At 38.8% G+C, this 14326-nt stretch carries 8 protein-coding genes; 2 read left to right on the forward strand and 6 right to left on the reverse strand.

Translation table 11 applies throughout. The features are described from left to right. Nucleotides 1-6: 6 nt before the first annotated feature. Nucleotides 7-681, reverse strand: coding sequence for a spondin domain-containing protein (locus V5290_RS07200; protein WP_333383379.1), 675 nt, complete (start codon nucleotides 679-681; stop codon nucleotides 7-9). Between the two features lie 422 nt (nucleotides 682-1103). Here V5290_RS07200 and tcdA point away from each other — a divergent pair, with 422 nt between their 5' ends. Next, nucleotides 1104-1892, forward strand: a complete 789-nt coding sequence (gene tcdA, locus V5290_RS07205) for a tRNA cyclic N6-threonylcarbamoyladenosine(37) synthase TcdA (protein ID WP_333383382.1) — start codon at nucleotides 1104-1106, stop codon at nucleotides 1890-1892. 93 nt (nucleotides 1893-1985) lie between these two features. On the opposite strand, the gene V5290_RS07210 is transcribed toward tcdA, so the two are convergent. The 5 genes from V5290_RS07210 to V5290_RS07230 form a co-directional block, all read right to left on the reverse strand. Then, nucleotides 1986-6791 carry an NAD-glutamate dehydrogenase gene (locus V5290_RS07210; protein ID WP_333383385.1) on the reverse strand — a complete coding sequence of 1602 codons (4806 nt, stop codon included), beginning with the start codon at nucleotides 6789-6791 and terminating at the stop codon, nucleotides 1986-1988. A 348-nt stretch (nucleotides 6792-7139) separates the two neighbouring features. Further along, nucleotides 7140-7910 (reverse strand): amino acid ABC transporter ATP-binding protein, encoded by a 771-nt coding sequence (locus tag V5290_RS07215; RefSeq protein ID WP_333383388.1) that lies wholly within the window; start codon nucleotides 7908-7910, stop codon nucleotides 7140-7142. A gap of 84 nt (nucleotides 7911-7994) precedes the next feature. Then, nucleotides 7995-9092, reverse strand: a complete 1098-nt coding sequence (locus tag V5290_RS07220; RefSeq protein WP_333383392.1) for an amino acid ABC transporter permease — start codon at nucleotides 9090-9092, stop codon at nucleotides 7995-7997. Nucleotide 9093: 1 nt separating this feature from the next. Continuing rightward, nucleotides 9094-10230: an ABC transporter permease subunit gene (locus V5290_RS07225; protein WP_333383394.1), complete on the reverse strand. Its 1137-nt coding sequence runs from the start codon at nucleotides 10228-10230 to the stop codon at nucleotides 9094-9096. Between the two features lie 33 nt (nucleotides 10231-10263). Continuing rightward, nucleotides 10264-11304 (reverse strand): transporter substrate-binding domain-containing protein, encoded by a 1041-nt coding sequence (locus V5290_RS07230; RefSeq protein ID WP_333383397.1) that lies wholly within the window; start codon nucleotides 11302-11304, stop codon nucleotides 10264-10266. A 488-nt stretch (nucleotides 11305-11792) separates the two neighbouring features. Between V5290_RS07230 and V5290_RS07235 the strand changes: the two genes are divergently transcribed. Further along, nucleotides 11793-14117 carry a molybdopterin-dependent oxidoreductase gene (locus tag V5290_RS07235; RefSeq protein WP_333383399.1) on the forward strand — a complete coding sequence of 775 codons (2325 nt, stop codon included), beginning with the start codon at nucleotides 11793-11795 and terminating at the stop codon, nucleotides 14115-14117. Nucleotides 14118-14326: the final 209 nt, after the last annotated feature.

Below are 14326 nucleotides of genomic sequence, written 5' to 3' on the forward strand. Positions count from 1 at the left end.
AGCCTCCTATTCAACTACAACAGTCAATTTAGCAACAGGGTTTAACCAACGGTGTACACTACTATCTAAATCACTAATACCACCTTCTGCATCAGCATCACCAATGACACCTGGATGAATATGTACATTAGGTGTACTAATTTCCGTTGTCACACCAGCGCCACCTGTACCTGCATCACCACCAGGGAAAGCTGGAATACTGTCAGCTAACTCGTCATTGGCTTCTGTACCTGCATCATAAGCATTTAAATAAACAGTATAAGTACCTGCTTCAGATGGGATTTCCCAGCTATCTAAACCAATGAATGCATCATTCGTTGGTAGCATCATTGCCGCAACAGATAAGTAATCATTACCACTTGAATTACTTAATAAAAAGGTTGTAGACTCACCCGACGCTAACAAGCCACCAGCAGGGTTATCAATAACATCCGCTCCAGCATTGCCTAGTAGGCCACTTACCCCAGAGAAGTCACCTTCTTCAGCTAACAGCTCTAACTCAGGCGTTGCTGGCGTAGTTGTTTCAAAGATTTCAGTACTTGCATCATGTGCACCAGCTACAACTGGCGTAAAGTAGATACTATGAGTTAAATTAGTTAATGTAACCGTTAAGTCTTGCGCTTGAGCTGTTGCAGAAAATAGACCGAAAAGACCTGCTGCAATTAAATGCTTGTTTGTCATGAAGAAACTCCCTTTTATCTTAGTTAAGTGTGTGTTTTGTTAGTAAAGAGAGTATGGCGGGCAGATCTCACGAACTTATCACGTAATATTCACTATTTTGTTCTTAAATAATCGCTTTCTTATATCTTCATGTAACCAACTGATAAATAAAACAATATTAATCAACAACTTTCTTCTTATTCCGATTACATTAAATTTTTTTGGTAATTAAGATAGTTCAATTAAAAGCAAAAATTGATATAAATAGTTGTTCTGATTACGAAATTTATAAGGAGGAAATCGACTGTTTTAACAAAAAATAGATACGCTATTTATTGGGATTTCTATAAGGTATTTATCTTTAGCGTAAATAACTTTCGCCGTTTTTGCATATTCAATAACACACAGTATAATCCTGCTTCCAAAATGAAGATGAGTTATCCATGAACGAACAATATGAAAACCGCTTTGGTGGCATTAAACGCCTATATGGCACAAAAGCCTTACAAAAATTCAAAGATAGCCATGTCTGTGTTGTTGGCATCGGTGGCGTTGGCTCTTGGGTGGTCGAATCTTTAGCACGCTCAGGCATTGGTCAAATTACTTTAATTGATATGGATGACTTATGTGTCACCAATACCAATCGTCAAGTACATGCTTTGACCGATACAATTGGCCAGCAAAAAATAGAAGTGATGGCGGCACGTTGTAAGCAAATTAACCCAGACATTGTGGTTAACTGTATTGATGACTTTATCGATAAACAAAACTGTTTTGATTACCTGTCAAAGGATATGGATTATATCTTCGATGCTATCGATAGCATTCATGCAAAGGTAGCTTTAGTGGCTCATTGTAAACGCAATAAGTTTCCTTTACTGACTTGCGGTGGCGCTGGTGGACAATTAGATCCTACGCAGATTCAAGTCACCGATTTAGCGCGCACTATCCAAGACCCATTAGCCGCTAAAGTACGCTCTGAATTACGCCGCCACTTTAACTTTACTACCAATCCAAAACGTAAATTCAGAATTAACTGTGTTTTCTCTACAGAGCAGCTTAGTTACCCAGATATGAACGGTGAAGTATGTAAAGAGAAAGCAGAGTCAGACGGTAATATGAAAATGGATTGTGCCAGTGGTTTTGGTGCATCAACCATGGTCACCGCTAGCTTTGCGTTTGTAGGTACTGCATTCATGTTGAGAAAAATAGCTGAGAAAGCAACCTCTTAACCTTTTTACTTTATTTAATCAACAAATCTCAGCTAATAAAAAAGCGATGTTATTGCTAACATCGCTTTTTAAATTCAACTATCAAATGGCGATTTAACTCTTCGATAGATCAAGTAACTCTCTTAATGCTACCTGGCACATACTGAACTCAGGGATGCTCACTGCCGATAAAGCCTCTGTCATTTTATGCCAGCGACTCGCTAAGCTGTTATGCAGCTCTAACCAATCATCATAAGCTTTTACAAACTCTTTACCTTCAATCATTAACAAGATTGCTCTGGTAATACGTTTTTGTTGCCACTCTAAGTCATCTCGCATCGCTTCTCTAGCTAATAACTGCCAATGACTATCTACAGGCAATAAATTTAGCTGAGCAGAAATATCTGCTAACTTAAGTTTTTCTTCAGAATAGAAGTAAACACTCGCGGCAAGTTGTGGATCTAGTTTTAATTTACTCGCCACATCAATAATATTAAGCAGTGCATAAGACTGCTCCGTATTACAAAGTTTTTCTGCAAGAGTCTTAGGTACGCCCTCTTTCTCTGCTTTATCTAACTCAGCTTGACGTTGTTTTAAACTCTGCTCACTGAGTAGTTTAGGTAAATTAGCTTTTACTTCTTGTAATGAAGTACGGTATTTCTTAATTAAAGAAGCACAATCCAACTGCTCTCTATGACTTCTAACTATCCAACGAGATGCATGACGCACCATGCGTTTTAATTTATTAATTAAATCAGTTTGGATGACACTATCAATCTTATTATCCAATGCTTCAATATCAGAAAGTAACTGTGGCAAGTCAAAGATATCACGTGCAGCAACCCAAGCTTTTGCTAATTCTAGGAATGAACAACCCGTACTAGACATTATGCGATAAGCGAAAGAAGCCCCCATGATATTAAAGAGATCATTACTGACTTGCGTTGCCACAATCTCAGATAATAATGGATGCTCATGTATTTCATTTTTATAAGCGTCAACCAGTTCCCCTGGGAACACCTTTTCTGCTTCTTTTGCTAAATAACCATCTTCAGCAATGCGCGCTTTAGCCAGTTCCTCTTTCATCTCATTTTTAGCATAAGAGATCATCACTGAGATAACAGGACGAGTTAGCCCTAGGCCAGCATTTTTACGTTCATTAATTTCTTCATCACTTGGGATAAACTCTAAGCTTCTATTTAGCTTGCCTTTTTCTTCCTGACTATTAATCAAACCACGTAATGACTCGATACTTTTATGTCCTTGAAGGAAGGATAAGCTAATACTCTGTGCTTGACGATAATTGTTATGCAGTACTAAATCAGAAACTTGACCGGTCATATTCTGCAACCAAACATTACGCTGCTTGACCGTTAAATCCCCCTTTGAAACTAACTTATCAAGGAGGATTTTAATATTAACTTCTAAATCTGAACAGTTTACACCAGCAGCATTGTCAATCGCATCAGTGAAACATTGACCACCATGGTTAGAAAACTCAATACGAGCACTCTGACTCATCCCCAAGTTTCCGCCCTCACCAATCACTTTACAACGTAGCTCATTACCATCAACACGTAAGATGTCATTGGCTTTATCACCGACGTCAGCATGGCTCTCCTTACTGCTTTTAACGTAAGTACCAATACCGCCATTCCACAGTAAATCGACTTGTGCTTTAAGTAGTAAAGAAATTAACTCTGTTGGTGTCACCTTAGCTTTTTTAATATCGAAGGCTTTTGCCATTTCCGGTGATACTGCAATTGATTTTGCAGATCGCTCAAAGATACCGCCACCAGCAGAAATTAACTTAGTATTGTAATCTGCCCAACTTGTTCTTGGGGTATCAAATAAACGTTGACGCTCCTCAAAACAGGCATCTAAGTTAGCTGGATTTGGATCAATGAAAATATGTAGGTGATTAAACGCTGCCACTAATTTAATCTTTTTAGAACACAACATGCCATTCCCGAAAACATCACCAGCCATGTCGCCAATACCAACCACTGAAATAGGTTGTTCTTGTACATCAACACCTAACTCTCTGAAGTGACGCTGTACACTGATCCATGCTCCTTTCGCTGTAATGCCCATTTTTTTATGGTCATAACCATTACTGCCACCTGATGCAAATGCATCGTTTAACCAGAAGTTACGGTCAGTCGCTAATTCATTAGCAATATCAGAGAAAGTCGCAGTACCTTTATCGGCCGCAACTACTAAATACGGGTCATCATTATCGTAACGAACAACCTGTTGTGGCGGCAACAAATTGCCAGCTTCAAGGTTATCCGTGATATCCAATAACGCACTAATAAACATTTTGTAACAAGCAATACCTTCTTGCATGAAGGTATCTCTATCCATCGCTGGATTTAGATGTTTAGCAACAAAACCGCCTTTCGCCCCCACTGGCACAATCACCGAGTTTTTAACTTGCTGGGCTTTAACTAAGCCTAATACTTCAGTACGGTAATCTTCACCTCGATCTGACCAACGTAAACCACCACGAGCCACATTTCCACCACGAAGATGCACACCTTCAAAGCGAGGTGAATAAACAAAGACTTCATAACTCAAACGTGGCAATGGAATTTCGCTGATTTTTTTATGGTCAAATTTAAAACTAATATATTCTTTAAATTGTCCATCTTGTTGTTGGAAGTAATTACTGCGAATTGTCGCCATAATCAGTTCAACATATTTACGTAACACGCGATCTTCATTGAGGTTACTCACCTCGTTCAGCCCTTCTAAAATATTGTTTTCCATTGTAGATTGTTTATCGAGACTTACCTGTTGTTCAGGATTAAAGCGCGCATGAAAGAGGTCTACAATTTGTTTCACAAAACCACTGTGATCTAACAATATTTTAGCAATCGCATAATGACTGAAACCAAAGCGAATCTGTTTCAAATATTTAGCATAAGCTCGCAACATCGCAATATCACGCCACGCAATACCCGCACCAAGAATCAACTTATTAAACGGGTCATTATCAGTTTGCGCATACCAAATCGCTAAAAAGGCATCAGAGAATAAATGACGGTAATCTTCAGGGTCAAAACCTGCGTCATCTCCGTACAATAAAGTAAAGTCATATAACCAGAAGGTACTTTCACCTGAAGGACATACTTGGAACGGGTACTCTTGTGCAACCTTTAATCCTAAATTTTCTAAAATAGGAATTAAATCAGATAACAATAATGCCCCGTCTTGGTGGAACAATTTTAGTTTTAAACCACTATTATTTGCTTCAATTGAACGGTAGAAACGTAAGCCCATTGAACGTTCAGGTGACTTAAACAATGACTCAATACGTGCAATATCAGTTACCGCAACACGAGAGCTAAAACTGTCTTGGTAGCTAGTAGGGAAAGCGTTATGGTATTTACGAGCGAGTTTAACCGCGGTTTCTTCGCCGTAGTTTTCAATTAACGACTCTTGAAGCTCTTCACTCCATGCTTTAGTTATTTGCTGCATGCGTAATTGAATCGCATTGGTTTCTAAGTCACCTTGGTAAGGTTTATCTAAGTGAATAACTAAACGTAAACGCGCTAGATTAGACTCACTTAAGTAAGTTTGAAAATCACTATCTGCAATGTCCATTGTGCGCGATAACAACTCAGCAAATTTCAATCTTACTTCTGTATTGTAGAGATCGCGTGGCACGTATAATAAAGCCGTCACAAAGCGTTTATTACCGTCAGTTCTTAGGAATAATTTAAGCTGCTTTCTCTCTTGCGCATGTAACACTTCAATCACATTGCTCAACAAGGTTTGCTCATCACATAACAATAAATCTTCAACAGCATAAGTAGATAATATTTGCGTTAACTCTTTGTAATAATGGCTGCCTAAACTTAGCCCAGATTGCGCTAAGATATTGCTAATCTTTTGGCGAACAACCGGAATTCCTAATGGGCTTCCACTGTATACAGAAGAAGTATAAAGGCCGATTAAACGAATCCCGCCAACCAAATGTCCCTGCTTATCAAATTGTTTAATATACACTACATCAGGGTAAGCGATACGATGCACCATCGCTCGCTGAGAGACTTTGCTAAAATGCAAAAGCGAGCTATCTCTTAACTCATGTAAACAATCAAAATGCGCTTGATCAGACATAAATTTATTGTGTTTAAACAACCCTAACGCACTGCCTTCAGTAATACTGATCTTACTATCTTTAACCTTAAATTCATCACAAGCTAAAAAAGTAAAATGATCATCTAACATCCAACTTAAATAAGTTTGCTGCTCGTCAAAACCATCTTGTTCAGTAATAACAGCACTTTCTTTTTTACTTTTTTGAATAGCCGATTTTACTTTACTTTGAATAGTAGGGTAATCATCAACGACTAGTGACACATTGGCTAAAGCCTGGTCTAAACTACTTTGAATTTTAGCACGCTCAGTCGATGAACTGGTTTGATCAATCTCGATATATAACAGTAGCTCTGTGTTTAAATCATTAACTTTAATATCGTCAGTATTAAGTTTTTTTAATTTTCCACCAGCAGTACGTTCACTGCATATTTCGCTGTAAAAAATTCGGTGTAACTTAGTATTTAACTTGTTTAACGTTATTTTGATAGTATCAATAACAAATGGGATATTACGGCTTAAAATACTAATAATGGTATGAGTGGATTGCCATTCGTCTTGTTCAACGTCAGGGTTAAAGACTTTAACCTTAGCGGCTTGCCCTTTCCATACATGGACTTCACGCCATAAAGAAACAGTTAATCCCGATAAATCATCAGGGCTAATCATCGTTAAATCAACAATGCTTACATCGCGATAAATTCCTGAAATAAAGTTTTCTAGTAAAGGTTGCTCACGCACAGGGAAATGTGCTTTTAACTGCGTGAAGATTTGCTCGAGGATATCTGACTTTTGGCTCATTTTGCTGTTCATGTACACCTACCTACTATTGAAGAGTAACTACATAACTTAAGGCTAAGTAAAAAGAATTAAATAAACAATACAATAGTTTAAGAAGCGCTTATTAGCACACAAAAAAGCGCTAAATAGCGCAATTAAATAAATAAAATAAAGAATCGTTTTGTACTTAGAAAAGAGAGAAAGGATAAATAGTTTTAAAATTGCATAAACAGGTGTTTTTATGTGAAGAATGAGGTTTTAAGCAAACCAATACAAAGTAAAAATTAATTTGTATTGGTTATAAAGCCCCATGAAAAAACTAAATTTTAAATATTCATAAGCCATTTAAAGTATACAAAATGGCTGCAACTAATGATTAAATTAATGCTCTAATACTTGGCTTAGAAATAACTTAGTACGATCTGATTTAGGGTTATCAAAAAATGCATTCGGCTCGTCATCTTCGATAATTTCACCTGCATCCATGAATATAACTCTATCTGCAACTTTTCGAGCAAACCCCATTTCATGAGTAACACATATCATGGTCATCCCCATATCTGCTAAACTGACCATTACATCTAATACTTCAGCAATAACTTCAGGATCTAAAGCTGAAGTTGGCTCATCGAATAACATCACAGAAGGGTTCATACAGAGTGAACGAGCAATTGCTACACGTTGCTGTTGCCCCCCAGATAATTGTCCAGGATATTTATCAGCTTGATTGCGTATTTTCACTTTATCTAAATATTTTAATGCTGTCTCTTTAGCTTTGCTATCGGATGTACCTTGCACTAAAGTCGGGGCTAACATGCAATTCTCTAATACCGTCATATGGGGAAATAGGTTGAAATGTTGAAAGCACATGCCAACATCTTTTCTGATCGCTTGTATATTTTTAGGATTACGATCGAGTATAGTGCCCAACACTTCTATTTTACCGGACTGATGTTTTTCTAAATCATTAATACAACGGATCATGGTTGACTTACCTGATCCAGACGGACCACAGACAACAATTTTTTCACCTCTTTTCACTGTTAAGTCAATGCCTTTTAAAACATGAAAATCACCATACCACTTATTCATATCAGTAATTTGTATAGCAACTTCATCTGCACTATTTTGGTCATTAGTTGTTAAACTCATCTTATATAATCCCTTTTATAACATTAGAACTTAATAGGGTTATCGGGTAATACGTGATTCCCCCTACTTCAATACATCACATAATTAGTGGCTGGTATTACTCAAACGACGTTTTAAGTAAGAGCCATACTGGCCAAGTAAGAAAATAAAGCCCCAATAGATAAAGCCAACAAATGCGTAAACCTCCATATAATATGGCGCCCACTGAGCAGTACCGATAGCCGCATTTGCAGAAGCAATCACATCAAAGAAACCAATAATGATCACAATCGCAGTTTCTTTAAAGGTCATCACCACCATATTAATGGTGCCTGGTAATGAATGACGGAACACTTGCGGCAAAACGATACGAGTAAAGATGTGCCAAGATGACAAGCCCAGCGCTTGCCCAGCTTCTACTTGACCTTTAGGTACACCTTGAAAACCACCGCGAAACACTTCAGCCTGATAACACGCAAAGAACAAAGTAAAGGCAACAATCACTCGCCAAATTTTATCCCCATGCAACCATTCAGGCAGTAAAATAGGTATAACAACAGCAGCGGTAAATAAGGTCGCTAATAAAGGTAGTGAACGAATCACATCGATAAAAATGGAGATACCATAAGAGATAACGGGCAACTTAGAGCGTCTTAACATCGCAAAAAGTAAGCCGGTTGGGATCCCAGCAAGTACCACAGATGAAAACAGAAACAAGGTTAATGCTAACCCGCCCCACTCATCGGTTGTGACTTGTTGTAACCCTAATAAACTGCCTTCCATTAATAAGTAATAACTACCAAACCCCACAAACCATAACCAGCTCAATCGCCAAATAGTCCAAAAGAATGAAAAGCAAGACAGCACAATAGCTAAAATGATTGAGGCACAAGCCAGTGTTGCACGCCATTGCAACTCGTATGGATACAAGCCAAACAATATTAAGCGATGGCGAGCATCAACAACCGACCAACAAGCACCCGTTGCTTCTTGGCACATGGCAACATTCTCTTCTGTCCAAACAGCGTTAAGAAATGTCCAATCAACAATTAAATACCCTAAATAACAGATCACACTTAAAAAAACTAAGGTCATTAAGGTGTCTAAGGGAGTAGAAAAAGCGCGTTCTTTAAACCAAGTATATTTCACTACTGGTTTAACAGCTCTTGGTTTTGAGTTAATAGGTATAGTCGTCGTAGTCATACTAATGCCCCTTTAGTTGTAGCTTTTTATTCAACAGATTAATTAATCGCGCAAGAGAGAAGTTAATCAATAAAAACGCGCTCATTAAGATGCCGATTAACTCTAATGTTTGGCCTGACTGTGTAATAGAAGTTGAAATGATCATAAATAGGTCGCTATAGCCAATAGCAACACCGATCGTGGTAGCTTTGATTAGAAATATCCATTGGTTGCCTAATGGTGGGAGAATAGTACGCAAGGCCATCGGCATTTTAATTTTGAACCAAATTTGACGGTCACTCAAACCAAGCGAGTTACCCGCTTCAGTCAACCCTTTTGGCACCTCTTGAAGACCGCCTCGGACAACTTCTGCAATGTATGAACTGCCGTATAAAATAATGGCAATCAACATAGCGACCAATTCGATATTCAATGTCACCCCCCCCACAAAACGTAACCCTTTTAATTCAGGGATTGATAAGAGAGGTTCATTTTCGGGTACAAACAGATTACCTAGTAGCAACACACTCACCGCCATAATCGTTACCCAAGCCAAAATCTTAATAGGCTTTTTTTGTTTACAAAATTTATTGATGGAAAAGTAAGCCCCGATAGCAATAGCAACCACTATTAACCAGGTATAAAGGGACATATTTAAAGTGGGTATCATGACCCCTCTATTAGACATAAAAATGGTGTCATAAAACCCCATTGCCTGCCTCGGACTAGGTAAATGGATTAATACGGCATACCAAAATATCAATTGTAAAATAAGCGGAATGTTACGAAATATTTGGATAAAAATAGCTGCAGAGCCCTGAACTGCTAAGTTTTTCGCATCCCTTGCAGTACCAATAGCAAAGCCAAAAATAGTCGAAAAAACAATGGCAGTAATACCTAATACAAAGGTATTTAAAAACCCTGAAAATAGAGTCCTGTAGTATGGGTCATCGGTAGAGTGATCAATCATGCTAAATGAATATGACCATCCCGTTGCTCGCTCTAAAAAACTAAAGCCATTAGTGAGCCCCATTTTACTCAAGTTAGTCTGTCCACTAGAGTAAGCGCTAGTAATAAGCACTGCGACAGCAATCAAAAAAAGAGCTTGAATGATAATGCCTTTGATATCGAGCTCACTTGGTGGTTTAGTCTGTTCCATACTACAGTCTCCGTCGTTATCTAATAAATAGGCTTAATCAAGGATTGGTGAATACAACACACCACCATGACTCCATAAATTATTTAACCCACGAGCTAATTTATAAGGGGATTCTTTGCCTAAGTTACGTTCGTAAATTTCGCTGTAATTACCTACTTCCGCAATCATTTCGCGCGCCCATGTTTCACGTAAACCTAAACGTTTACCGATACCTGGTGTCACACCTAATAATCTTGCTACCGTTGGGTTCGGTGGATTTGCTACCACCTCCTCAATATTCGCCTTAGTAACACCGTACTCTTCAGCCAATAACAAACTCGCTATCGCCCAGTTCATCACATCAACAAACTCTTCATCACCCTGACGCATTGCAGCAGCAATAGGCTCGCTAGAAAGTACATCCTTTAAAATGACATGCTTATCAGCATCATCTACACCTGTAGCACGTAATACAGCTAAACTTGGTCCCCAAGCAGCAAAAGCATCACAGCGTTCAGCTAAATAAGCAGCACGTAATTCCGATGCTTTTTCATAAGCCACCATAGTGTGTTTCACATTTTTAGTTTTTAGGTAATCGGCAACTATCCTTTCAATCGTTGTCCCTGCTTCAACACAAACAGTTCCACCTTCTAAACCGGTTGCATCGGTAATACCCAACTCTTTGTGAGCCATCAGCTGTGCACCAGCAAAAAAATAAGGCAAGCTAAACTGTAAACCTAGCTCGGTATCGCGCCCCATTGTCCAACCCGTTGCTTTAATCACGATATCAACATCACCTGATTGCAATGAAGTAAAGCGTTGAGCCCAACTTAAAGGGATAATTTTTACTTTGTCAGGAGACCCAAGGATCGCCGTGGTTAATGCTTTACATAAATCAATGTCTAATCCTTTCCATTCGTTTTTGTCATTAACCTCAACAAACCCGAAATAACTACCGTTATGACCACTACATAGTAGTGAACCGCGATCTTGAATAGCTTGTACAGTTGGACTTTTTGCCATTGCCATTTGAGAAAAAGAAAGAGCACAGGTAGTTGTCGCTGCCGCTACAAGAAGTTTTAGTGGTTTAATCATCGTAACACTCCATTTTACGTTAGTTTATTTTTCAGCACGCTTGTATCTTAATTCAGCACAAGGAGCTTAATATATAGCATTTTTTATGCCAAGCTATTGAAATGATATTAATGGCAATCAGTAAATCACTGTAAGCGCATGCCTAGCCTAGTAATTCGCTTTTCAGATTTTTAAAAAACCGTAATAAGCAATGCAAGACTGCTTTATTATCAACACGCCACACAGCACAAGCACGCACCACAATTGATCTAAATCAAGAAACTCGCACCAAAAGTAAGCGGTTAAGCTGTACTGACTAAACCGCCGGCTATACATTCTCACCTTGTCCAGACTGGTCATAATATTGCTTGTAAAAAATAACAAACAACAAGATGAAGAAACTATAATGCAGTGGACACCTTTAAATTAAAATGCTCTTATATAAAACATGTGAACCACATATCAATACAGTTAATTTATTGGTTATCGATTAAAAAGGAATATTGGTCATGCCTTCAGAAAAAACAAAACAATCCAGTCAGTTTATTACGGCGAACCATTGGGGCGCTTCAGTAATAGAAACCTCAAACGATAAAATCACCACGGTTAAAGGCCATCCTAATGATAATGATCCCTCTAAAATCAATAACAACCTGATTGGAGTAGTAGATGGAAAAACACGTATCCGCAGTCCAGCAGTGCGTAAAAGTTACTTAGAAAATGGCTATCAAAGTGGAGGCTCACCACGAGGTGAAGACCCTTTTGTAGAGGTATCATGGGAAGTGGCGCTCGAGTTAATCACTAAAGAGATGTACCGAGTACGAGATAACTATGGCAATGAAGCTATTTTTGGTGGTTCTTATGGATGGAGTAGTGCAGGTCGATTTCATCATGCTCAAAGCCAATTAAAACGCTTTTTAAATTGCTCTGGTGGTTTTGTGAGAAGTGAAGGTAATTATAGTTATAACGCGGCACTGACTTTATTACCTTATATAGTAGGAAACTTCAGAGACCACGTTAAACAAGCAACACGCTGGAGTTCAATCGCCAAACATGGTGAGATTGTAGTGATGTTTGGTGGTATTCCAGTGAGAAATGGACAAGTGGGTGGTGGTGGCTTATCACGACACCGCTTACGTGATGACCTTATTTCCTGTAAGGAAGCCGGTGTTGATTTTGTTAACTTTAGCCCCTTAAAGACTGACTCCTTAGCAGAGTTAGATGCGCAATGGATAGCAGCAAAACCAGGTTCAGATACCGCGATCATGATGGGAATTGCACATACCTTGCTTGATGAAGGGTTGCATGACCAAGCCTTTTTAGACCAATACACCACAGGGTTTGATCGTTTTAAAGCTTATTTGATGGGTGACAAGGACGGCATTGTAAAGGATGCTTGTTGGGCCAGTGAATTATCAGGTGTACCTGCTGACACTATTCAGAATTTATCACGTCGTATGGCTAAGTCTTCCACCATTATTTGTACCGCCGTTGGTTTACAACGTGCAGAATATGGCGAGCAACCACTTTGGATGACTGTCACCTTAGCGGCTATTTTAGGACAAATAGGCACACCTGGCGGTGGTTACGGTATTGGTTATGGTGGAGATGCGAGTATAGGCACAACAGATCGCCCAATGCGTTGGCCTTCTTTCCCACAAGGTAAAAACCCAGTTGATACCTTTATTCCTGTAGCAACAATAACCGATATGCTACTCAAGCCTAATACCCAGTATGAGTACAATGGTCAAACCTTAACTTACCCCGAAATACGTTTAGTTTGGTGGGCTGGTGGTAATCCTTTTCACCATCACCAGGACTTAAACCAATTATTAAAAGCCTTCCAACAACCTGAAACTATCATCGTTAATGAAATATATTGGACAGCAACAGCAAAACACGCTGATATCGTTCTACCTGCAACCTCAACGTTAGAGCGCGAAGATATTGGCGCAGGAACACAGGATACCAGTATTATTCCTATGCCAAGAGTATTGTCGCCAATAGGCGAAGCACGTGATGAATACGATATTTTCACCGCTCTTTCTGAAAAGCTCGGCTTTAAAGAACAATTTACCGAAGGCCGCACCTCTAGACAATGGTTGGAAAAAATGTGGTTACAAATGCAGGATACCGCATCCCAATTTGATTATACCCTGCCCAACTTAAACAGTTTCTTATCGGGTGACATTATTGAATTTCATGATCCCGCCCCTGAACATGTTTTTTTAAGTGAGTTTCGTTCAGATCCCATTAATAATGCACTGCCGACACCCAGTGGTAAAATAGAAATCTACTCAGAAAAAATAGCAAGTTTTAATTATCAAGACTGCCCAGGACACGCGACTTGGTTAAAACCTAAAGAGTGGTTAGGAAGTGAGAAATCTAACCAATATCAATTCCATTTGATTTCAGGGCAACCTAAAACAAGATTACATAGCCAGTTAGATCCAGGTGAATACAGCCGTAGCAAAAAAGTACAAGGCCGAGAACCCGCGTTAATCAACCCTATTGATGCTGAAAAACTAGGTATTAAGGATGGCGATATTATTAAGTTACATAATCAACGTGGCACTTGCCTCGCCGGTGCAGTCGTAACTAATGATGTAAGAGAGCAGGTTATCTTTTTATGGACAGGAGCTTGGTATGACCCAGAACACCCCGGAAAAGTAGGATCATTAGATAAGCACGGCAACCCTAATGTATTAACCCATGATGGCCGGACATCTCGATTATCACAGGGAACAGCGGCACATAGCACCTTGGTTAATGTTGAAAGGTTTACAGAAGTCGCCCCAAGCATCACTGCATTTGATTCGCCCGTTGCCAATTAATGAACTAACAAACCAATAATCTAATAAACATTCTAGCTTCCATAAAATGGCAATCAATCACATTTTTTTATTGATTGCCGTCATTCGTTTAGCCAACCAACTACACAACAAAATATCAAAATGCAGAACAACTGTTTTACATGTTGACTCAAAATATTAACTTAGGCATGATGTTTGAAACAAAATTAATCACCATTTAACAAAAATAT

Source organism: Psychromonas arctica, assembly GCF_036697365.1.
GTDB classification, from domain to species: domain Bacteria; phylum Pseudomonadota; class Gammaproteobacteria; order Enterobacterales; family Psychromonadaceae; genus Psychromonas; species Psychromonas arctica_A.

Coding starts and splice junctions, on each gene's coding strand:
- V5290_RS07215 (WP_333383388.1), bottom strand. CDS start 7,910: ATGAGTTTAACAACTAATGACCAAAATAGTGCAGATGAAGTTGCTATA.
- tcdA (WP_333383382.1), top strand. CDS start 1,104: ATGAACGAACAATATGAAAACCGCTTTGGTGGCATTAAACGCCTATAT.
- V5290_RS07235 (WP_333383399.1), top strand. CDS start 11,793: ATGCCTTCAGAAAAAACAAAACAATCCAGTCAGTTTATTACGGCGAAC.
- V5290_RS07210 (WP_333383385.1), bottom strand. CDS start 6,791: ATGAACAGCAAAATGAGCCAAAAGTCAGATATCCTCGAGCAAATCTTC.
- V5290_RS07230 (WP_333383397.1), bottom strand. CDS start 11,304: ATGATTAAACCACTAAAACTTCTTGTAGCGGCAGCGACAACTACCTGT.
- V5290_RS07220 (WP_333383392.1), bottom strand. CDS start 9,092: ATGACTACGACGACTATACCTATTAACTCAAAACCAAGAGCTGTTAAA.
- V5290_RS07200 (WP_333383379.1), bottom strand. CDS start 681: ATGACAAACAAGCATTTAATTGCAGCAGGTCTTTTCGGTCTATTTTCT.
- V5290_RS07225 (WP_333383394.1), bottom strand. CDS start 10,230: ATGGAACAGACTAAACCACCAAGTGAGCTCGATATCAAAGGCATTATC.